A 19,243-nucleotide genomic window follows, 5' to 3' on the forward strand; every position below is an offset into this window, starting at 1 on the left:
CTGTTATGCGTAAACTTTTCCTTTTTTTTCGATCATTATGTGGATAAACGTATCAAATAAATGGCTGGCGTCATGAGGGCCAGGAGACGCTTCTGGATGGTATTGCACACTAAATGCATCCCCTTCTTTATGGCGAAGGCCTTCAACGGAGCCATCATTAACAGCCACATGTGTCAGCTCGAGGGCAGTTCCTTCCAATGACGTAGCATCGACTGTATAACCGTGGTTTTGTGCGGTAATGTCAATTCGTCCAGTAGCGAGCTCCCGTACTGGGTGGTTGGAACCGCGGTGGCCAAATGTCATTTTGCTCGTCGTAGCCCCACAAGCAAGCGCCAGCAATTGGTGGCCTAAACAAATGCCGAAAAGCGGGATGTCGCCAAGCAATTGCTTGACTGTTTCCACTGTCTCTGGAACATTTTTTGGGTCGCCTGGTCCATTTGAAACGAGCACCCCATCGACGCCAAGGCGCTTAATTTCTTCTGCAGCCGTGTTATAAGGGACAACGACGACATCACAATGGCGGTCGATCAGTGATTGCAGAATGCCGTGTTTCGTGCCGCAATCGATTAAAGCAACCCGCATTCCTTTCCCTGGTACATGGTAAGCAGTATTGGTTGACACGCGGGCAACTTGGTCAGTAAGTGGCTTGCTTTCCCGCAAGCTCCTTGCCACTTGTTCTACGTCAACATTAAGATCGCAAATACGGCCGCGGCGTGTGCCATGGGCACGGATTTTTCTCGTCAGCATGCGTGTATCAATGCCAGCAATCCCAGGAATGCCTTTGGCGGCAAGTAGGTCATGCAACGATTCTTGCTTGCGCCAATGGCTTGGTTCGTGCTCGATTTCACGCACAATCAATCCAGCAATCGCTGGTTGCAGCGATTCAAAATCGTCACGGTTAATGCCATAATTGCCAATTAGCGGATATGTCAACATCACGATTTGACCGCAATAAGAGGGGTCAGACAAAATTTCTTGATAGCCAGTCATGCCCGTATTGAAGACGACTTCCCCGCTCATTTCGACATCGGCGCCAAATCCTTCTCCTCTTAAAACCGTCCCGTCTTCAAGAACAAGCAGTTTATTCATTGGTGATACGCTCCTTTTTATACACGGTTTTTCCTGCCACAATCGTCGCTTGTGGGATGCCTGCACACTCCCAACCAGCAAAAGGGGTATTTTTGCCTTTCGACCAAAACGTACTTGGGTCAATCGTTTCATTTGCCTCTAAGTCAATCAGTGTTAGATCGGCTGCTGCCCCAACATGGAGTGTCCCATACGGGAGATGAAATGTTTGCGCTGGTTTGACGGTCAACCAATCGACAAGCTGCTTCAGCGTAAACGTTCCTGGCTTGACAAGATGTGTATATAAAAGCGGAAAGGCTGTTTCCAATCCGACGATGCCAAAAGGCGCCCGTTCAAGCGAAGTACTCTTTTCTTCTTCTGTATGCGGCGCATGGTCCGTCGCAATGAAATCAATCGTGCCATCGAGCAACCCGGCTACTAATGCCTCACGGTCTTCTTTTGCGCGAAGAGGCGGATTCATTTTAAAATTCGGATCATTGCCACTGATATCGTCTTCGCATAAAAGCAAGTGATGTGGCGTCACTTCTGCGGTTACGCGTATGCCGGCTTTTTTCGCATCACGGATCGTCCGCACCGATTCTTTTGTCGAAACATGACAGACATGATAGTGGGCACCAGCAGCTTCGGCAAGCAATACATCACGGGCGATATGGACGGCTTCGCAAACAGAGGGAATTCCGTTCAAGCCATGCGCTTTCGCATAATGGCCTTCATGAACAGCACCTCCGTTTATGAGCGAATTGTCTTCGCAGTGTGCGACGACTGTCATATTTAATGCCGCTGCTTCTTTCATTGCCGCTAGCATCATTCCCGCTTCTTGAATGCCGACGCCATCGTCTGTAAAAGCGAATGCGCCCGCTTCTTTTAATGCCTTAAAATCCGTTAACTCTTTGCCAAGTTGCCTTGTTGTAATCGAAGCATAAGGAAGCACCCGCACCACTGCCGCCTCAGAAATACGCGCTTGCAACAGATTCAATTGTTCGGCATTGTCAGGAACAGGGCGCGTATTGGGCATAGCTGCCACTGTCGTAAAGCCACCCCTTGCCGCAGCTTTTGTCCCTGTCTCAATCGTTTCTTTCTTCTCCCCACCTGGTTCACGCAAATGAACATGTACATCGACAAAACCCGGGCTGATCAATAAGCCTGTTGCATCCAATTGTTCGCGAATGTCGCCTTCAGCAACATGCTCGACAATTTTTCCATCTTTTATATACACATCTTTTGCTACTTGCTCCCCATTTTCGTCCAGAATAAACCCACCAGTCACCTTCACTGCCATTGTCGCTCATCCCCTTTTTTGTAGTCTAATTGCCGTTATGCAAGCGCCCGCTTTAACACAGCCATGCGTACGGCAACGCCATTGGCGCTCTGTTTGTAAATCCGTGACCGTTTGCACTCAACGAGCACGCTGGCGATTTCTACACCTCTGTTAACAGGTGCGGGATGCATGATGATACTCCGATTTGCCATCATCGCTTCCCGTTGTTCGGTTAAACCATAGGCTTGATGGTACGCCTCTTTGGAAAATAGCGCGTTGCCATCATGACGTTCATGCTGGACGCGAAGCATCATGAGCACATCTGCTTGTCTAGCTGCTTCGTCCATCGAGAGATGCGTATACCTATCTGTAAACTCGCCCATCCACTCATCAGGCCCAGCAACGGACACACGAGCACCGAGCCTTGTCAAAATGTCTGCATTGGAGCGAGCTACACGGCTATGAGCCAAGTCACCAGCAATGACAACATGTAAGCCTGAAAACGAGCTGAATTCTTGTTTGATTGTCAATAAATCAAGCAGTGATTGGGTTGGATGGTTGCCGCAGCCATCGCCTGCATTAATGATTGGCACCGGCAGCCCTTTTAATTCATGAAAGTAAGCATCTTGGCGATGGCGAATGACAAGCGCGCTTGCACCAATGGATTCGAGCGTGCGTGCTGTATCATAAAGGCTCTCTCCTTTTTGCGTACTCGTGTGTTGACCATCGAATTGCAACACTTCTAAGCCGAGGCGCCGCTCAGCGACTTCAAAGCTAAAACGGGTTCTCGTGCTCGGTTCAAAAAACAAGTTCGCTACAAACATTTGCGTTTGTGGTTTCCAAATAGCTCCAGCCGCAAATGCTTCTGCCGTCTTCAGGAGGTCTAACACCTCGTTAACGCTCAGTTCATTCATCGTACACAAGCCTTTTTGCGTTGCTTTCTCGATTTGTGCGCTTAACATGCAGTTGGCCTCCTTTTTTAAGCAAACGTCTATGGCAACAACCAGGCGTGAACCAGCGCCTTTAACGGGCGTCTGATTCAAACATGTCTTTTTGTCCGTAACTAACACTGCGGTTCGGTAACAATCCGTGAAGAATAAGGCCGATGATAGTTGCAAGGGACATGCCGGCAATTTCAAACGAATCGGTAAAGCGGATCGCTGCGCCGCCAATGCCAACGACAAGGATAATGGAAGCAATCACCATATTTCGTTTTTCACCCATGTCAACACGGTTATCAACAAGCATTCGAATGCCAGCCGAGGCAATAATGCCAAACAGGAGAATCGAAACACCACCCATCACTGCTTGAGGAATCGAACTAATCAGTGCAGAAACTTTGCCGACAAAGGCGAAGGCGATGGCCAACATCGCGGCGCCGCCGACAACAAATACGCTGAACACTCTCGTGATGGCGACAACACCGACGTTTTCGCCATAAGTGGTGTTTGGTGGACCGCCAATTGCGGCTGCAATCATTGTCGCCACCCCATCCCCCATCACTGTTCTGTGCATCCCTGGTTGCTTAAGAAAGTTTTTGCCAGCCACTTTACTTAGCACCATCAATTGGCCCGTGTGTTCTGCAAGCGTTACAAGAGCAACTGGCGCCATGATGGCAACAATCGCCCAGTTAACAGTTGGCGAATACGTCACAAACGGAACGATTAGTTCAGGCACAGAAAACCAGCTGGCTGCGCGGATCGGCTCCAAATCAATCAACCCTTGCCAAAGTGCGAACAAATAGCCAGCAATTAAACCTAACAAAATTGGGATTAAGTTCAAAAACCCTTTAAAATACATCGTTGCGACGACAGCTACGAACAAGGTAACGCCTGCCGTAGCGATATGAATGAGACTATATTCTTCTGAACCAGGCAAATACATGGCATTTCCTACAGCGGTTGTGGCGAGGCTTAACCCAATCACCATAATCACTGGGCCGACAACGATTGGTGGCAATACTTTTGTAATCCAGCCTGTACCAGCAAATTTGATAAATAGGGCGACAATGCCATATACCAAACCCGCAAAGAAACTGCCGACCATCGCTCCCTCTAAACCACCAAGTGCTTGCGCACTGGTAAGTGGCACGATAAAGGCAAAGCTGGAGCCGAGGTATGCAGGAACTTGCCCTCTCGTGACAAGAATAAATGCAAGTGTACCGAGACCGCTTGAAAAAAGAGCTGTAGCCGGGCTCATGCCGACAAGAAAGGGTACAAGTACAGTTGCCCCAAACATGGCGCATAAATGCTGTAAGCTAAACAGCAACCACTCTCCAGGGCGTGGGATTTCTTTGATGCCTAATCTCATGTTCGTTTGTTTCATAATTGATCTCCTTCGCTTCCTAAGCTAATAAAAAACCTCCTGTGCAAACACAGGAGGCGGCAAGAAAGAAGCGCAGGCAAAAAAACAGCGTGCGTTTCGGTCCTCTTGCCAGCCTCACTGGACTGCATTTAAAGAGGGTTTATATAATTGTAACAGCGTCTTGGGCGTCTACTTCCCGTAGTTGCGCCGAAATTCGTTCTTTTTTAGAGGTCGGCACATTCTTGCCAACATAATCAGGACGGATCGGCAGTTCCCGGTGCCCACGGTCAATGAGCACAGCAAGTTGGATCGATGCTGGACGACCGAGATCGACCAGTGCATCAAGAGCAGCTCGCACTGTCCGCCCAGTATAAAGGACATCATCGACAAGAATAATGGTACGGCCGGTAACGTTAACTGGGATATTGGTGCCACGCAAAAGCGGCTCATTGTTTGATGTAGACGGCGTCAGGTCATCCCGGTAAAGGGTAATATCGACTTCGCCGACAGGAACAGCCTGCCCTTCAATCTCCTCAATCCGTTCAGCTAGCCGTTTGGCCAAATAAATACCACGTGTTTTAATGCCGACAATCACACAGTTGTCTACGCCTTTATTGCGTTCAATCACTTCGTGGGACATTCGTGTAATGGCGCGGCGAATCGCATCGCCATCTAAAATGATTCTCGAAATTGCGATCCCCTCCTCTGTACAAAAAATCCCTGCTGTCCTAATGGCCAGCAGGGATTTTTGGCATACTTCACCTATGCCATTCCGTCTCCTTGCCAGCCTCACAGGACTCGTTTAAAGGACGCTTTCTATCTCAATCATTATTGCAAACTAGTCAATGGTTGTCAATGGGGATTTCGCAAATCAACGAGCAATTTTTCCATCTCTGCTGGGAGAGGTGCAGAAAAGCGGAGCCGTTCCCCTGTTCGCGGATGGGTAAAGCCAAGTGTTTCCGCGTGCAAGGCTTGGCCATTGATCGGAAGCGTTTTTTTCGGCCCATATTTCGGATCGCCTGCTAATGGATGACCAATATAGTGAAAATGGACGCGGATTTGGTGTGTTCTTCCCGTTTCCAATTCACAAGAAACATAACTATATTGGTTAAACGTTTCCTCCAATGTAAAATGAGTCACTGCCGGCCGGCTGTTGACATGGGTGACGGCCATCTTCTGGCGGTCTTTTTGGTCACGGCCGATCGGCGCGTCAATCGTCCCTTTTGCATGTGGGATCACACCATGAACGATTGCTTTGTAACGTCTTTCAGTCGTCTTTGCCTTTAGCTGGGCCGCCAAATGCTCATGAGCAACATCATGTTTAGCGGCCATAATAAGCCCTGATGTGTCTTTGTCAATACGGTGGACAATCCCTGGACGAATCTCGCCATTTATGCCCGAGAGGTCTTTACAGTGAAACAGCAACGCATTGACGAGCGTGCCGCTTTCATGCCCGGGAGCAGGGTGGACAACCATGCCGCGGGGCTTATTAACGACGATCACATCACTATCTTCATAAACAACGTCTAATGGGATATCCTCCCCCAAAAGCTCCACTTCCTGGGCTTCTGGTTCTGTGAGCGTGACTTTGTCACCTTGCAGAACTTTCGAATTTGTTTTGACTTCTTTCCCATTGACAAGCACAGCGCCTTCATTGATCCAGCGTTGGACAGCTGTCCGTGATGCTTGTCCGTGCAAATCAACGACCACTTTATCAATTCGCTGTTCGTGGTTTTCTTTTGTAATGACCCATTGCTCCATTTACGGTGTGCTCCTTTTTTCATTGCGTGCTTGAATCAGTATGTTTAGTAAAAAAAGGCCAACGCCAATGGTTAACGCTGAATCAGCAATATTAAAAATCGGAAAATCGCCAAATGTATCGATAAAATCGACGACTTCTTGGCGCATAAGGCGGTCAATGAAATTGCCGATCGCCCCTCCTAGCACAAGTCCGAGAGCGATTTTTAACAAGCGGTTGCCTTTTGCTTCTGTTTGGATAAGATAAATGATCACACCGACAATGATGATTGTAACAATGTAAAAGAACCACATTTTTCCTTGCAAAATACCGAAAGCGGCTCCTGTATTACGATGTGAATAGAGGTAAAGGACTTGATCGATAATCGGGATTCGTTCGCCCAGCTCCATATAAGTTACGACTAGCCACTTTGTTAACTGATCTAGTGCGATAATGATCAGTGCCACTATGTATGCCATTGCTTTTCCCCCACTTCATATGCATACGGTAAGTGTAGCATAATTCTATGAAAATGTCCGCTTCAGATTAAGGCAAACGCTTCAGTGGATGCCCAAAACCCAGCGCTTCTTCACACACTACTCAGTTTACTCGTACACCTCCTAAGTCATTTTTAGTAATGAAGGATGCGAGCGTTTACTTGATTGTAAGCGCCCGCTTGAGGTGTGGCAATTTTTTAGTCGCGGCGGTATCGTTTGTAATGGTCGTTGCGTTCAATTTGGACACTGTCAGGGCCATGATAGCCGTCTATACCAGTTGATAAAAAGCCTTCATACGCCTCTACTCCGTTTGCGCCATAAGCGTCTGTATCTCCTGTTTCCTCGTCGTATTCTGGCGATGTATCATTAAAACGGGCAACAGACTGGTATGCATCTTCGCCGTCGAAAAAGGTAGCGTCCTCATCATCGTTGTTATAGGCTTCAAAACCTTTTAAGACATCTTCTTCCACAGGTCGGTACTCCTCAAATGGCCTGCTTTCTTCAACAACGGTCCTCGCTGTTGGATTAGCTTCCAAGCGCTCATAAGGAATCGCTTTCCCTGTCTTTTCGCAAATGCCGTACGTGCCATCGTTAAATTTTGCAAGCGCATGTTCGACTTCGTGAAGTTCATCTTTCATATGATTGTGAACGGCTTGGTCTTTTTCCCGTTCGAATAAGTCCGTCGCTGTATCAGCAGGATGGTTGTCATACTGAGATAGTTCCCCTGTATCATGGTCATTGATTTGATTGGCAAGCGATTGCTCTAACCCCTGCTTTTGTTGTTGTAATGCTTGTTTTAGTTTTAACCACTTTTGATCCATGCTAAGTTCCCCCTTCTTGAAATTAGCATCACCAAAAACAGCCGTTTTTGCCCAAGCAAATCTAACCAGATGGGAAATACAAAAGAGCACGAAAAAAGCTAGTCGAGATGGTACACTCGACTAGCTTTAGACTCCTCATTGAGTTGATGTTGACACAAACCTTAAACGACGTCGTTGTAGTGATGCTTAACCGTTTGGGCACATGACAAGCACAAAGTTGGATGCTTTTCATCTTCCCCAACTGTAGTGGAGACTTGCCAACAACGTTCACACGTTTCGCCTTCTGCTTTTTCCACAAGTACAGCAATATCCGCAAATTGCTGGGCGGCCGTTGGCACTTCATCGTCTTCATTTGCCATTTGTACATTGGAGACGATGAATAATTTTTTCAAGCCTTCGGTCGCTTCAAGTAGAGCACGCGCTTGCTTATTTGGATAAAGGGTCAACGATGCTTGCAGCGACTTGCCGATTACTTTCTCATTGCGAGCCACTTCTAATGCTTTAAGCACATCCGCTCGGATATCCATAAATGCTTGCCAGTGTGCTTTTAACTCATCTGTACCGCTTAGTTCTTCAGCAGTTGGCATATCAGTGAGCTGTACGCTTTGTTCGCTCACGCCAGGAATGTTTTCCCATACTTCATCTGCGGTGTGAGGCAGAATAGGAGCAATCAGTTTCGCTAGTGCCGTCACTACCTCATACATCACAGTCTGGAAAGCGCGGCGCTCAGGATGATCGGCGTGCTCGATGTAAAGGGTGTCCTTTGAAATGTCCATATAAAAGGAACTCAATTCAACCGTGCAAAAATTGCGGAAGTGATTATAGACATTTAAAAACTGGTACTCATTGTAGCCTTCATGCATACGTTTCGTAAGCTCGTTTAAACGTACAAGCAAAAACGCATGCACGCCAGTTAGTTGGTCCCGTGGCACAGCGTTGGTTTTCGGGTCAAAATCATGCAAATTGCCGAGCAGAAAGCGGAATGTATTGCGGATCTTCCGGTATGTTTCTGCAACTTGTTTTAAAATCGAATCGGACACGCGGCTGTCGGCTTGATAATCAACGGAAGCCACCCAAAGCCGCAAAATGTCGGCGCCAAGCTGTTTCATGACGGTATTTGGCACAACGATATTGCCAAGGGACTTGCTCATTTTTTTGCCTTCGCCGTCCATAACAAAGCCGTGGCTCAGCACCCCTTTATACGGAGCAACCCCATTGATTGCAACCGAAGTGGATAGTGAAGAGTTAAACCAACCCCGGTATTGGTCACTGCCTTCAAAGTAAAGGTCTGCTGGGAACACCAGATCATTTCGTTCTCGTAAAACGCCTTGGTGCGACGATCCTGAATCAAACCAGACATCCATAATGTCGGTTTCTTTTGTAAAGTGGCCATTCGGGCTGTGCGGGGAAGTGAACCCTGGCGGCAGCAAGTCTTTCGCCTCGCGTTCGAACCAGACATTTGATCCATGCTCACGGAACAATTTCGAGACATGTTCAATCGTTTCCTCGCTAATAATTTCTGTGCCATCCTCTCCATAAAAAACCGGAATTGGCACGCCCCAAGCACGTTGCCGCGAAATGCACCAGTCGCCACGGTCACGGACCATATTATGCAGCCGCGTTTCCCCCCACGCTGGAATCCATTTTGTATTCGCAACAGCTTGTAGCAATTCCTTGCGAATATTGGCGATGGAGGCAAACCATTGCGAAGTCGCGCGGAAAATGACAGGCTTTTTCGTACGCCAATCATGAGGGTACGAGTGAGTAATAAATCCGAGCTTTAACAGTGCGTCCACTGCTTCTAGTTTCTCAGTCACCATTTTGTTAATGTTGTCATAAAATTCGCCTTCAAAACCTGGCGCTTCACTCGTCATTATACCTTTGTCATCAATAGGGCATAATACGTCTAGCCCGTACTTTTGGCCGACGACAAAGTCATCATCGCCATGCCCAGGGGCAGTATGGACACAGCCAGTACCGGCGTCCAACGTCACATGCTCGCCATTCATCACAAGAGAGTCACGATCATAAAACGGATGGCGGCAGACAACATATTCCAATTCGCTTCCTGTTACTGTCTTTTCGACGACAACATCTTGCCAATTTAGTTCATTTTGGACATGTTCAAGCAAACCGCTGGCAACGACAAATGAACGGCCGTTCGTGCGAACAACGCTGTATTCCAATTGAGGATGGACTGTAATGCCTAAGTTTGCAGGAATGGTCCATGGTGTCGTCGTCCAGATAACAAAAGCAGCATCTTCAGGCAATACACCTTTTCCATCTGCGACTTGGAAGGCGACATAAATCGAAGCAGAGCGTTTGTCATAGTATTCGATCTCGGCTTCTGCTAAGGCGGACTCCGAAGACGGCGACCAGTACACTGGCTTTTTGCCTTTATAGATGTAGCCTTTTTTGGCCATTTCACCGAAGACTTTGATTTGCTCAGCTTCAAATTCTTTTTCCAACGTAATATATGGCTTCCACCAATCGCCGCGGACGCCGAGCCTCATGAACTGCTGGCGTTGACTATTTATTTGCTCAAGAGCATACTCTTCGCAAAGCTTGCGAAAATCGGCAATGCTCATTGACTTTCGGTCGACTTTTTTGTTTTTCGTTAATGCCGTTTCAATCGGCAAGCCATGGGTATCCCACCCAGGAACATATGGGGCATGAAACCCGGACATTGATTTGTAGCGCACGATAAAGTCTTTAATGATTTTGTTAAGTGCGTGCCCCATATGAATATCGCCGTTTGCATATGGAGGGCCGTCATGCAAAACAAAGTAAGGACGGCCTTTTGTGCGTTCTTGCACTTGTTTATAAATGTCCATCTCTTCCCATTGTTCTTGGCGTTTCGGTTCGCTATTTGGCAAGTTGCCACGCATCGGAAACGCTGTTTTCGGCATTAGCAATGTTTGTTTATAATCCACCGTTTTCGCTCCTTTATCGTTAAAAACAAAAACCTTCCCGCCCCAAAAAAGGGACGAGAAGGTTTTCCCGCGGTACCACCCTCATAGAAAAGGCACGATCGCCTTTTCCACTTTCACGCCGTTAACGTAGGCAGCACGCACCCCACTACTAGCACAAACGGATCAACATGTGCGGTTCGCAGGTAGAACTCAAGGGCGATTTTGGGCAAGCCACGCACCGGGCTTCCACCATTCCCGGCTCGCTTTGGCATGTACGCGTTTGCCCACTGTCCCTATCCTTGTTTTTAACGCTCATTCATTTTATGGTTTTCATTATAAGGACGGTTCCCAGAAAATGCAACTGGTTATACGTTTTCCTGCTCTTCCTGTTCTTTTAGCAGTTCTTCTTCGTCAAAATCATCGTTCCCGGCAAACTGTTCCCAGTCTTCCGTTTGCAGCATTTCCATTTGTGCTTCAATCAACATTTTGAAGCGCATTTTATAGACAGATGCTTGCTTTTTGAGCTCTTCCATTTCCATCATGACTTTCCGTGACTTCGAAAGCGCCTCATTCACGATTCGATTCGCATTTTTCTCCGCTTCTTTCACGATCAACTGCGCTTCCTTTTGGGCATTGCCGCGCAAATCGTCGGCCGCTTCTTGTGCAACGAGAATCGATTTATTTAGCGTCTCTTCAATATTGTTAAAATGGGAAAGCTTTTCATCAAGCGCAGTCACTTGCTCAAACAAGTCTTTCTTTTCACGCAGCACTGCTTCATAGTCTTTAATGACTTGGTCCAAAAACTCATTGACTTCATCTTCGTCATATCCGCGAAAAGCACGGGTAAATTCTTTATTATGAATATCCAACGGCGTTAAAGGCAACGCAGCCACCTCCATCACAGACTCAATCATCCATTTATTTTTTCGACATCGTCTTTGCTTCTTCCTTCTTTTTCGCGGAAGATCCTCCACTTCACCTTTGTCTCGCTATGTAAGACTAGCTTTTTTTGCCAAGTACTAGCCGGTACTTGTCCTTTTTTGTCACACCTTCTTGCTTTAATACTTTAGCCCGGCCAGCTCCTCTTACAGACAAATAATCGCCAATCGCCACACGGAAGCCAGGATGCTCTATCACCTTCCAGTTGACTTTCACCAGCCCTTTGCCGATCAAATCGGCCGCTTTCGCTCTTGATAGGCCATACAAGGCGCTCAAGAGGGCATCCAAGCGTAGAGAGGAAACAGTCACTGACTTCTCTTCCCACATCTCGTCAGGCAACTCAAGCGTATCGGTTTCTTCTAAAGAGACCGTTGCCTTGCCAACTTGCTTAAGAGCAATGGCGATATAGGCACTTGCCTCTTTCGTACAGGCGACATAAAACGCATTGCCCGTAACGGAAATATCGCCAAACGTTTCCCGTTTCATGCCTGTATTCATTAAAGCACCAAGCACATCCCTATGTGTTAATGTCACAAATTTTTTCGCATAGGCAGCTTTAAAAAGGGAAATTTCCCAATCGATTGGCTCACTTTTTAAGTAAGCAGGGCGAATGGACGCACGTTTACGTTCGCATCCATCGGCTCCGCCAAAAAACTGCAAATCGATCTCCCCGTCTTGGCCAATAACAGACTTGGCAACTTCTTGCATTCGCGGATCAAGAAAACCAGTCAGCTTCTCTTGATGATAGCGTGCTGCCTGTTCACGAAGAGTTTGGATATGGTCAATAAACGGGCGCTCTTCTTCGCGAAAGTGTTCATACATTTTAAATCCACCTACAGCCACGACAAAATCATTTGCTGCAAAGGATAAAGTCCTTGCCTTGCCAAGTTGAGGACAATAATGGCGACAACTGGCGACAAATCAATCATACCAAGTGGCGGGATAAAGCTGCGAAACATATCTAAATAGGGATCAACCACTTTCCCAAGCACTTGCCCGAAAGCCGAATCGCGGCCCCCCACCCATGACATTAGAATGTAAATGAAAATCGCTATCAAATACAAAAATGCCGCATTTTGAAGCAAGTTAAAAATAAAGTTGACCATTGTTTCCATTTGAGATTCCGTCACCTACTTTCCTCATACCGTGCTATCTGTTTGTCTTGTGACCCAATCACTGATGGATCCAGTGATTTCCACATTGTCTGGCGTACAAAGAAAAATGCCTGGTCCGATTTTTTGAATGTCTCCTCCAATAGCATAAACGGTTCCACTTAAAAAATCTACTATTCTTAACGCTTGCTCTTGTTCAATCCGCAATAAATTGATGACGACCGCCTTGCGTCGTTTCAAATGGTCGGCAATTTCTTGAGCTTCGTCATAAGAGCGCGGTTCCAGTAATATCATTTTCGCTGATTTTTGCACACTTTGCAAGCTTACAACGTTCTGGTTTTGTTCCAGCCCTGCCGCCTGCTTCGCCTTTGGTGCCATCCCCTTCTCAAGCGCAGGGCGTTCATCACGCTGTTCAGGTTCTTCTACATAACGCTCGACTTCTTCAACGTGGTCATCTAGGTTAAAGTAACGCTTGAACTTTGTTTTAAAGCCCATGGCCTTCCTCTCCTTTTTTACGACTGCTCTTTGTCAACAAGAGACGTTCCAAGACGAATAAATGTTGCGCCTTCCTCAATCGCAACTTCAAAATCGTTAGACATTCCCATTGACAACTCCGTGCAAGGGGCGTATGAGAGCTTGTCCGCCTGTATTTGGTCGCGAAGCTCTCTGAGCCCTGAAAAAATCGGCCTCGTTTGTTCAGCATCTTGTTCAAAAGGGGCCATTGTCATCAAACCGATGACCCGAACCGCTGGATAAGCGGCCAGTTCATTGATAAATGGCCTCACTTCCTCTGGTGCTAGTCCATTTTTCGATTGTTCCCCGCTAATATTGACTTGTACAAAACAATCGATTGTCTTTCCTGGTTCGAGGCGTTTGTCAATTTCTTTGGCCAAGCTCAACCTATCCAAAGAATGGATGCATGAAACAGCGTTGACAATGTTCTTAACCTTTCTCGATTGAAGCGAACCGACAAAATGGAGGCGTGCATTGCCAATGGCAGCAGCTTTTTCGAGTGCGCCTTCAATCCGGTTTTCACCTATATCAACAATCCCAGCTTCCACCGCTTGTTTTGCTGTAGCGACAGAAACATATTTTGTGACGGCGATAATGCGCACATCATCAAAAGCGCGCCCGCTCCGCTCGCATGCTTGCCTGACTCGCATTTTTATGTTTGCTACGTTTTCTGCAACATTTACACTCACTGATTTTTCACCCTTTTTGTAACCCGATTGCGCTCATCATTCTGCCCGTTCGCCCCTTTTCTTTGCGGTGGGAGAAAAAGGCATCGCTTTCGTATGTGCATACAGTTGATGTATGTATATGAGAAGGATTAACGCCTGAAGCGATTAGCAGCTGCTTGTTCAACATTGGCAAATCCAGCAGGCTATGCCCAGGCTTTGTTGGCGTCAGCACACTAGCAACTTCGCCGCCGAGGGCATCCTTTACTTTGGAAGCAACCACTTCATCGACCTCGTAATGAGGTGCACGGATGCTTGGCCCAATTAACACATAAACATCGCTTGCAGACACACGATGCTTTTCTTTCCAAATACCTACCAGTTTCGGGCCAATTTTGGCAACGCTCCCTTTCCAGCCAGCATGGCAAAGACCGATGAGGCCAGCCGACTTCGCCGCAAAGTAAAGGGGGACACAGTCCGCATACAGGCTTGTCAACAACAACCCCTGTTCTTGCGTGTAAATACCATCTAAACCAGGAAGCGCTGTTTCTAGGCAATCAGCGCCCCTGCCAGCATCTGCCGCCGTCACTTCCGCTATCTCTGCTTGGTGGACTTGCTCTGAACCAATCCATTTCGTTAGGGGAAACCCTATATCCGCTGCCACAAGACTGCGGTTTCTTTGTACATCGTTTTGGTCGTCGCCAACATGAAAGCCCATATTCAACGTGGCATAAGGGCTTTTGCTGACGCCTCCATGCCTTGTTGTAAATCCGGCAAACATGCCTGGCATAACGTTTGAAAAAACGGTTGCCGCCAGCACGCGTTCACTCCGCTTTTCCCATTTTTCTTCAACCATTAAGTGGAAGCCCCCCGACTAGTTGCAATTCCTTTATGGTCTTAGTTTATCACAAGGCATGCCATACAAGAAACAAAACTTATCCTTTCTTCCTTGCCTCCTCCATCGGGCTCGCGCCGCTTTTTGGCTGATAACGTTCCGGCACTTCAACTAAAATCACGTCAGAACCAATTTTAACAATGTTTTTCCATGGGATCACCAATTCTGCCGCATCCCGTTGCCCTAGTAGCTGCATGACTTTTCCTGTGCCAGCAATGACAATTGCCTCAATTTTTCCTGATTCCAAGTTGATGTCCAAATCATTTAAATGGCCTAGGCGTTTGCCATTTTCCATATTGACAATATCTTTTTGCGATAGCTCCGAAATTTTTTGCATGCTCCTTTTCCCTCCTGTTATCCATTTATAAAACGTATGCGCGCTTACAGCCTGGCATGAAAAAAAGTAGAGCCTAGCAGCAACTGAAACACAAAAGGCTAAAATCGAAATCGATTTTAGCCTTCATGATTCTATATGTTTATTCATTTGTTGGATCGCGCCTTTTTCTAGCCTAGACACTTGCGCTTGTGAGATGCCGATCTCCTCGGCTACTTCCATTTGCGTTTTCCCTTGAAAGAAACGCATGTTTAAAATCGTTTTCTCTCGATCATTTAAGCGGACCATCGCCTCTTTTAAAGCAATTTCTTCTACCCAGTTTATATCTTTATTTCGTTCATCACTAATTTGGTCCATGACAAAGATTGGATCGCCGCCGTCATTATAAATCGGTTCGAACAAGGAGACAGGATCTTGAATCGCGTCTAGAGCAAAGACAACATCTTCTTTTGGCACCTCAAGTACTGCAGCAATCTCTTGCACTGTCGGTTCTTTCTCCCGTTTTTTTTCTGCCATGATTTGGTCGCGCACTTGCAGTGCTTTATAGGCAATATCCCGAAGAGAGCGTGAAACCCGAATTGGATTATTGTCCCGTAAATACCGTCTAATCTCCCCAATAATCATCGGGACCGCATACGTTGAAAATTTTACGTTTTGGCTTAAATCAAAGTTGTCGATTGATTTCATTAATCCAATGCAGCCGACTTGAAACAAATCATCTACGTTCTCGCCGCGGTTATTAAATCGCTGAATGACACTTAACACTAAGCGCAAATTCCCATTTACGAGCGTTTCTCTCGCTGGCTCATAGCCGGCTTGCAACTTCGTAAACAACTCCCGCATTTCAGCGTTCTTTAAAACTGGCAACGTCGATGTGTCAACGCCGCAGATTTCCACTTTATTTCGAGTCACATTCCTTACCCCCTAAACGGAAGATGATGTCAAAAAAAGTATCTCCCTGGGCAAAAAAAATATGCACGGCAAAAACACGCTCACATGACTTAGAAAGATTTGGCCTTTGACACGACGCTGTTGAAGCTTGGAAAAAATTTTTTATGGAAAAAAAAGGAGGAATCCCATTTGGGAGCCCTCCTTCTTATACCATTTTGCTAAATTCTTTTTGCAGCCGTTTAATGATGCGCTTTTCTAAACGGGAAATGTACGATTGGGAGATCCCTAGCATATCGGCGACATCTTTTTGGGTTTTTTCTTCTTCTCCAGCTAAGCCAAAACGCAGTTCCATAATTTGTTTCTCCCGCTCTGATAACGTGTGGAGCGCCTTGACAAGCAAACGGCGGTCGACGCGTTCTTCAATCCCTCTCGTGATAATGTCTTCTTCTGTACCAAGCACATCGGATAATAACAGCTCATTGCCATCCCAATCAATGTTTAATGGTTCATCAAACGATACTTCAGAGCGTGTTTTGTTGTTTCGCCGCAAGTACATTAAAATTTCATTCTCAATGCAGCGGGAGGCATACGTAGCAAGCTTAATTTTCTTTTCAGGATTAAAAGTGTTGACCGCTTTAATTAAGCCAATCGTGCCAATGCTAATCAAATCCTCAATATTGATGCCTGTGTTCTCAAACTTGCGGGCAATGTAGACAACTAAGCGCAAGTTCCGTTCAATGAGCACAGAACGTACCGCTTTGTCTCCACTTGGCAGCTTGCCCAATAGGTCAGCCTCTTCTTCTTTCGACAACGGCGGCGGCAATGCTTCGCTCCCGCCTATGTAATAAATCTCATCCGCTTTTAACCCCAATTTGTTTAGAAGCCGGTACCAAAACAACTGCAATTTTAATTTAATCATTAAACGTTCCTCCTTTTGCTGTTTAGCTTGCATATTCGTGCATGATTTGGGGGTGGACAATACAGCGATAATGTTGTTCTGGAGATAGCGTCTCACGCGATAATCCAATCAAGACATGATTCGTTTCATACGCCTCATTTTGGTAACGGATTTTCACACGATCAGGTTTTAAAGCGGCCATATAGGAACTTCCTTGCCCAACGGCACGGTAAGGAATCAGCCGCATCCGTTTCATAAGCGGTGACGGTTCATTTTCAGCTTCCAACTCGAGAAGTGCGTCGACTTGCTGTTTGCCAAAAGCACTGTAAAGCAGTGCCGCCTCAGCAACCATGACAGGCATTTTCGTTAGTGGATCCCTTAAACGGTTGCCCGTATCAATTAACCCTTGGGCGAAAAAGGGCATTCCTTCAATCCAAAACTCAACTTCTGCCAGCTGGCTCGCATGAAATTGTTTGGTTTTCACTGCACCAAATTGCTGCTTGCAAAAATAAAGTGCAAGTGGAAAACCAATAAGCACGAATGCCCAACTGACCATGCTCCCACCCACTCCATGACCTGGCAAAAACGCCAGCACGTCGGTATCGGTTTCGAAGAAATAATGCATAGCAAACAAGCCGCCTCCGGTCACAAAGGTGACAAAATAAAAACTTGCCAGATTTTGCAGAAAGAAAGAAAAGCGTTTGTAGCCAAATGCAATGAATACGATTAGCCCCGAATAAATAAGTTTAATAACAGGATTCAAAAACAACGGCGCAGCAGGGGTGAACATCAAAAAGACAATCAACGATGCAAATAACGCCGCCAAGGCAAGGCGCCATTGGCGAAAACGTCTTTTTAACAAAAGCGCAGTAGCCGCAAGCAGCAAGTAGTCAATCCCTGCATTTAACAACCAAATCAAATCGAGGTAAACGGTCATTGGCTTGCTCCCTCACAGTGATAGAATTTAGTATAGTAGATCTTCATAAGAAAGTCTGTCACTTTATGGCGCAAGCAAGGATGTTATTTTGATAAGTTTTGGCAAACGCTGTCCCATTCTCGGCCGCTCGGAAATAACCGCAAAAAAACCGCTGCTCGAAAGCAGCGGTTTCAGACTGTAGAACAAACGCTCGTATACGTCGTCGTTTGACAAGCGTTTTCTATCAGCTTGAGTTCAGTTGTTTAACAGTCTAAGTGTCAGATACACTAGGACCAAATAGACGATTCGGTTTTACAAACAACCGCTCTTCACCATTAGCGGTTGCGGCGATTGCGCAAAAACGTGGGAATGTCGAGTGTATCTGGCTGTTCTTCTTTTTGCCTCGCCTGTTGGCGGCCTTCCGTACGTTTTGGCTCTTCTTTCGGTTGCGGCCGCGCACTTTGTTGTGGCATGGTACGGCTTTGTGGTTGTTTTGCTTCTGCCGTATCTTCAAACCCTGTTGCAATCACTGTAACGACAATTTCATCTTTCAAATTTTCATTGATGATCGAACCAAATATCATATTCACTTCTGCGTCACAAGCTTCAGAAACGATTTCTGCCGCTTCATGGACTTCATATAAACTTAAGTTCGTGCCGCCTGTAATATTCATGAGCACTCCTTGTGCCCCATCGACAGACGTTTCCAACAGCGGGCTGGAAATCGCTTTTTTGGCAGCCTCCGCCGCCCGGTTTTCTCCTGTGGCAACGCCAATGCCCATTAAAGCGGAACCTTTTTCACTCATGACCGTTTTGACGTCTGCGAAGTCTAGGTTGATCAAACCAGGCGTTGCAATTAAATCAGAAATGCCTTGAACTCCTTGGCGCAACACGTTGTCCGCCTCACGGAACGCTTCAAGCATCGGCGTATTTTTATCGACCATTTCCAATAAGCGGTCATTTGGGATCACGATCAATGTGTCCACTTTTTCTTTTAATGCTGCAATACCAGAAATCGCTTGGTTTTGCCGCTTACGGCCTTCAAAAGAGAATGGACGTGTCACAACACCGACCGTCAATGCGCCAAGCTCTTTTGCCACTTCAGCAATAACAGGAGCTGCTCCGGTGCCTGTTCCTCCTCCCATTCCAGCAGTAATAAAGACCATATCAGAACCTGTAAGCACTTCTTCCAGCTGTTCTCTGCTTTCTTCTGCCGCTTTCTTGCCTATTTCTGGGTTGGCGCCAGCGCCAAGCCCGCGAGTAAGTTTGCCGCCAAGTTGCAACTTCTTTTCCGCTTTTGATAAATGGAGTGCTTGTGCATCAGTATTGACTGCAATAAAATCGACGCCTTGCAGACCATTTTCAATCATGCGATTGACTGCGTTTGAACCGCCGCCACCAACGCCAATCACTTTTATTTGCGCTAATTGTTCCATATCCATTTCAAAATCAAACATGTTATTT

Annotated in this window: 20 protein-coding genes and 1 other annotated feature; all 20 genes read right to left on the reverse strand. The window is 46.6% G+C overall.

The features are described 5' to 3' along the window. Window positions 1-3: 3 nt before the first annotated feature. The 20 genes from carA to ftsZ all read right to left on the reverse strand — a co-directional run bounded on the left by carA (window position 4) and on the right by ftsZ (window position 19,236). Window positions 4-1,089: a glutamine-hydrolyzing carbamoyl-phosphate synthase small subunit gene (gene carA / locus N6H06_RS15510; RefSeq protein WP_263707481.1), complete on the reverse strand. Its 1,086-nt coding sequence runs from the start codon at window positions 1,087-1,089 to the stop codon at window positions 4-6. After that, on the reverse strand, window positions 1,082-2,365 hold the full coding sequence (locus N6H06_RS15515; protein WP_263707483.1) for a dihydroorotase: 1,284 nt from the start codon (window positions 2,363-2,365) through the stop codon (window positions 1,082-1,084). The genes carA and N6H06_RS15515 overlap by 8 nt, the downstream gene beginning before the upstream one ends. A 35-nt stretch (window positions 2,366-2,400) precedes the next feature. Beyond that, entirely contained in the window at window positions 2,401-3,306 is a 906-nt protein-coding gene (locus tag N6H06_RS15520) for an aspartate carbamoyltransferase catalytic subunit (RefSeq protein ID WP_062750762.1), read from the reverse strand. A gap of 61 nt (window positions 3,307-3,367) precedes the next feature. Continuing rightward, window positions 3,368-4,669 (reverse strand): uracil-xanthine permease family protein, encoded by a 1,302-nt coding sequence (locus N6H06_RS15525; protein ID WP_062750763.1) that lies wholly within the window; start codon window positions 4,667-4,669, stop codon window positions 3,368-3,370. A gap of 139 nt (window positions 4,670-4,808) precedes the next feature. After that, window positions 4,809-5,339: a bifunctional pyr operon transcriptional regulator/uracil phosphoribosyltransferase PyrR gene (pyrR, locus tag N6H06_RS15530; RefSeq protein ID WP_062750827.1), complete on the reverse strand. Its 531-nt coding sequence runs from the start codon at window positions 5,337-5,339 to the stop codon at window positions 4,809-4,811. Window positions 5,340-5,500: 161 nt separating this feature from the next. Beyond that, window positions 5,501-6,409, reverse strand: a complete 909-nt coding sequence (locus N6H06_RS15535) for an RluA family pseudouridine synthase (protein ID WP_062750764.1) — start codon at window positions 6,407-6,409, stop codon at window positions 5,501-5,503. Next, on the reverse strand, window positions 6,410-6,865 hold the full coding sequence (lspA, locus tag N6H06_RS15540) for a signal peptidase II (RefSeq protein WP_212953871.1): 456 nt from the start codon (window positions 6,863-6,865) through the stop codon (window positions 6,410-6,412). It lies immediately after the preceding gene. A 215-nt stretch (window positions 6,866-7,080) separates the two neighbouring features. Then, window positions 7,081-7,704: a TraR/DksA C4-type zinc finger protein gene (locus N6H06_RS15545; RefSeq protein ID WP_062750766.1), complete on the reverse strand. Its 624-nt coding sequence runs from the start codon at window positions 7,702-7,704 to the stop codon at window positions 7,081-7,083. A gap of 161 nt (window positions 7,705-7,865) precedes the next feature. After that, window positions 7,866-10,637: an isoleucine--tRNA ligase gene (ileS, locus tag N6H06_RS15550; protein ID WP_263707484.1), complete on the reverse strand. Its 2,772-nt coding sequence runs from the start codon at window positions 10,635-10,637 to the stop codon at window positions 7,866-7,868. A 46-nt stretch (window positions 10,638-10,683) separates the two neighbouring features. Then, window positions 10,684-10,925 (reverse strand) — a binding site (T-box leader). A gap of 56 nt (window positions 10,926-10,981) precedes the next feature. After that, on the reverse strand, window positions 10,982-11,500 hold the full coding sequence (locus N6H06_RS15555) for a DivIVA domain-containing protein (RefSeq protein ID WP_062750828.1): 519 nt from the start codon (window positions 11,498-11,500) through the stop codon (window positions 10,982-10,984). Between the two features lie 115 nt (window positions 11,501-11,615). Beyond that, window positions 11,616-12,377: a YlmH family RNA-binding protein gene (locus tag N6H06_RS15560; protein WP_263707485.1), complete on the reverse strand. Its 762-nt coding sequence runs from the start codon at window positions 12,375-12,377 to the stop codon at window positions 11,616-11,618. A gap of 11 nt (window positions 12,378-12,388) precedes the next feature. Continuing rightward, window positions 12,389-12,685, reverse strand: a complete 297-nt coding sequence (locus N6H06_RS15565) for a YggT family protein (RefSeq protein WP_306204192.1) — start codon at window positions 12,683-12,685, stop codon at window positions 12,389-12,391. A gap of 9 nt (window positions 12,686-12,694) precedes the next feature. Continuing rightward, entirely contained in the window at window positions 12,695-13,162 is a 468-nt protein-coding gene (locus N6H06_RS15570; RefSeq protein WP_212953874.1) for a cell division protein SepF, read from the reverse strand. 17 nt (window positions 13,163-13,179) lie between these two features. Further along, window positions 13,180-13,869, reverse strand: a complete 690-nt coding sequence (locus N6H06_RS15575; RefSeq protein WP_263707486.1) for a YggS family pyridoxal phosphate-dependent enzyme — start codon at window positions 13,867-13,869, stop codon at window positions 13,180-13,182. A 7-nt stretch (window positions 13,870-13,876) separates the two neighbouring features. Further along, entirely contained in the window at window positions 13,877-14,701 is an 825-nt protein-coding gene (gene pgeF, locus N6H06_RS15580) for a peptidoglycan editing factor PgeF (RefSeq protein ID WP_263707487.1), read from the reverse strand. 79 nt (window positions 14,702-14,780) lie between these two features. Next, window positions 14,781-15,077, reverse strand: a complete 297-nt coding sequence (locus N6H06_RS15585) for a YlmC/YmxH family sporulation protein (protein ID WP_062750771.1) — start codon at window positions 15,075-15,077, stop codon at window positions 14,781-14,783. 123 nt (window positions 15,078-15,200) lie between these two features. Then, a complete protein-coding gene (gene sigG, locus N6H06_RS15590) occupies window positions 15,201-15,986 on the reverse strand; it encodes an RNA polymerase sporulation sigma factor SigG (protein ID WP_062750772.1) in 786 nt (261 codons plus the stop codon). A 184-nt stretch (window positions 15,987-16,170) separates the two neighbouring features. Further along, window positions 16,171-16,884: an RNA polymerase sporulation sigma factor SigE gene (sigE, locus tag N6H06_RS15595; protein WP_062750773.1), complete on the reverse strand. Its 714-nt coding sequence runs from the start codon at window positions 16,882-16,884 to the stop codon at window positions 16,171-16,173. Between the two features lie 22 nt (window positions 16,885-16,906). Then, the gene (gene spoIIGA, locus N6H06_RS15600; protein WP_062750774.1) at window positions 16,907-17,800 is read right to left on the reverse strand and encodes a sigma-E processing peptidase SpoIIGA; all 894 of its coding nucleotides are present in this window, start codon (window positions 17,798-17,800) and stop codon (window positions 16,907-16,909) included. A 314-nt stretch (window positions 17,801-18,114) separates the two neighbouring features. After that, window positions 18,115-19,236: a cell division protein FtsZ gene (gene ftsZ, locus N6H06_RS15605; protein WP_263707488.1), complete on the reverse strand. Its 1,122-nt coding sequence runs from the start codon at window positions 19,234-19,236 to the stop codon at window positions 18,115-18,117. Window positions 19,237-19,243 lie beyond the last annotated feature (7 nt).

The sequence above is a fragment of the Shouchella tritolerans genome (assembly GCF_025770735.1).
Lineage (GTDB): Bacteria > Bacillota > Bacilli > Bacillales > Bacillaceae_D > Shouchella > Shouchella tritolerans.

Coding starts and splice junctions, on each gene's coding strand:
- N6H06_RS15525 (WP_062750763.1), bottom strand. CDS start 4,669: ATGAAACAAACGAACATGAGATTAGGCATCAAAGAAATCCCACGCCCT.
- spoIIGA (WP_062750774.1), bottom strand. CDS start 17,800: ATGACCGTTTACCTCGATTTGATTTGGTTGTTAAATGCAGGGATTGAC.
- lspA (WP_212953871.1), bottom strand. CDS start 6,865: ATGGCATACATAGTGGCACTGATCATTATCGCACTAGATCAGTTAACA.
- N6H06_RS15515 (WP_263707483.1), bottom strand. CDS start 2,365: ATGGCAGTGAAGGTGACTGGTGGGTTTATTCTGGACGAAAATGGGGAG.
- N6H06_RS15535 (WP_062750764.1), bottom strand. CDS start 6,409: ATGGAGCAATGGGTCATTACAAAAGAAAACCACGAACAGCGAATTGAT.
- N6H06_RS15560 (WP_263707485.1), bottom strand. CDS start 12,377: ATGTATGAACACTTTCGCGAAGAAGAGCGCCCGTTTATTGACCATATC.
- N6H06_RS15585 (WP_062750771.1), bottom strand. CDS start 15,077: ATGCAAAAAATTTCGGAGCTATCGCAAAAAGATATTGTCAATATGGAA.
- pgeF (WP_263707487.1), bottom strand. CDS start 14,701: ATGGTTGAAGAAAAATGGGAAAAGCGGAGTGAACGCGTGCTGGCGGCA.
- N6H06_RS15545 (WP_062750766.1), bottom strand. CDS start 7,704: ATGGATCAAAAGTGGTTAAAACTAAAACAAGCATTACAACAACAAAAG.
- sigE (WP_062750773.1), bottom strand. CDS start 16,884: ATGATTAAATTAAAATTGCAGTTGTTTTGGTACCGGCTTCTAAACAAA.
- carA (WP_263707481.1), bottom strand. CDS start 1,089: ATGAATAAACTGCTTGTTCTTGAAGACGGGACGGTTTTAAGAGGAGAA.
- N6H06_RS15570 (WP_212953874.1), bottom strand. CDS start 13,162: ATGGGCTTTAAAACAAAGTTCAAGCGTTACTTTAACCTAGATGACCAC.
- ftsZ (WP_263707488.1), bottom strand. CDS start 19,236: ATGTTTGATTTTGAAATGGATATGGAACAATTAGCGCAAATAAAAGTG.
- N6H06_RS15520 (WP_062750762.1), bottom strand. CDS start 3,306: ATGTTAAGCGCACAAATCGAGAAAGCAACGCAAAAAGGCTTGTGTACG.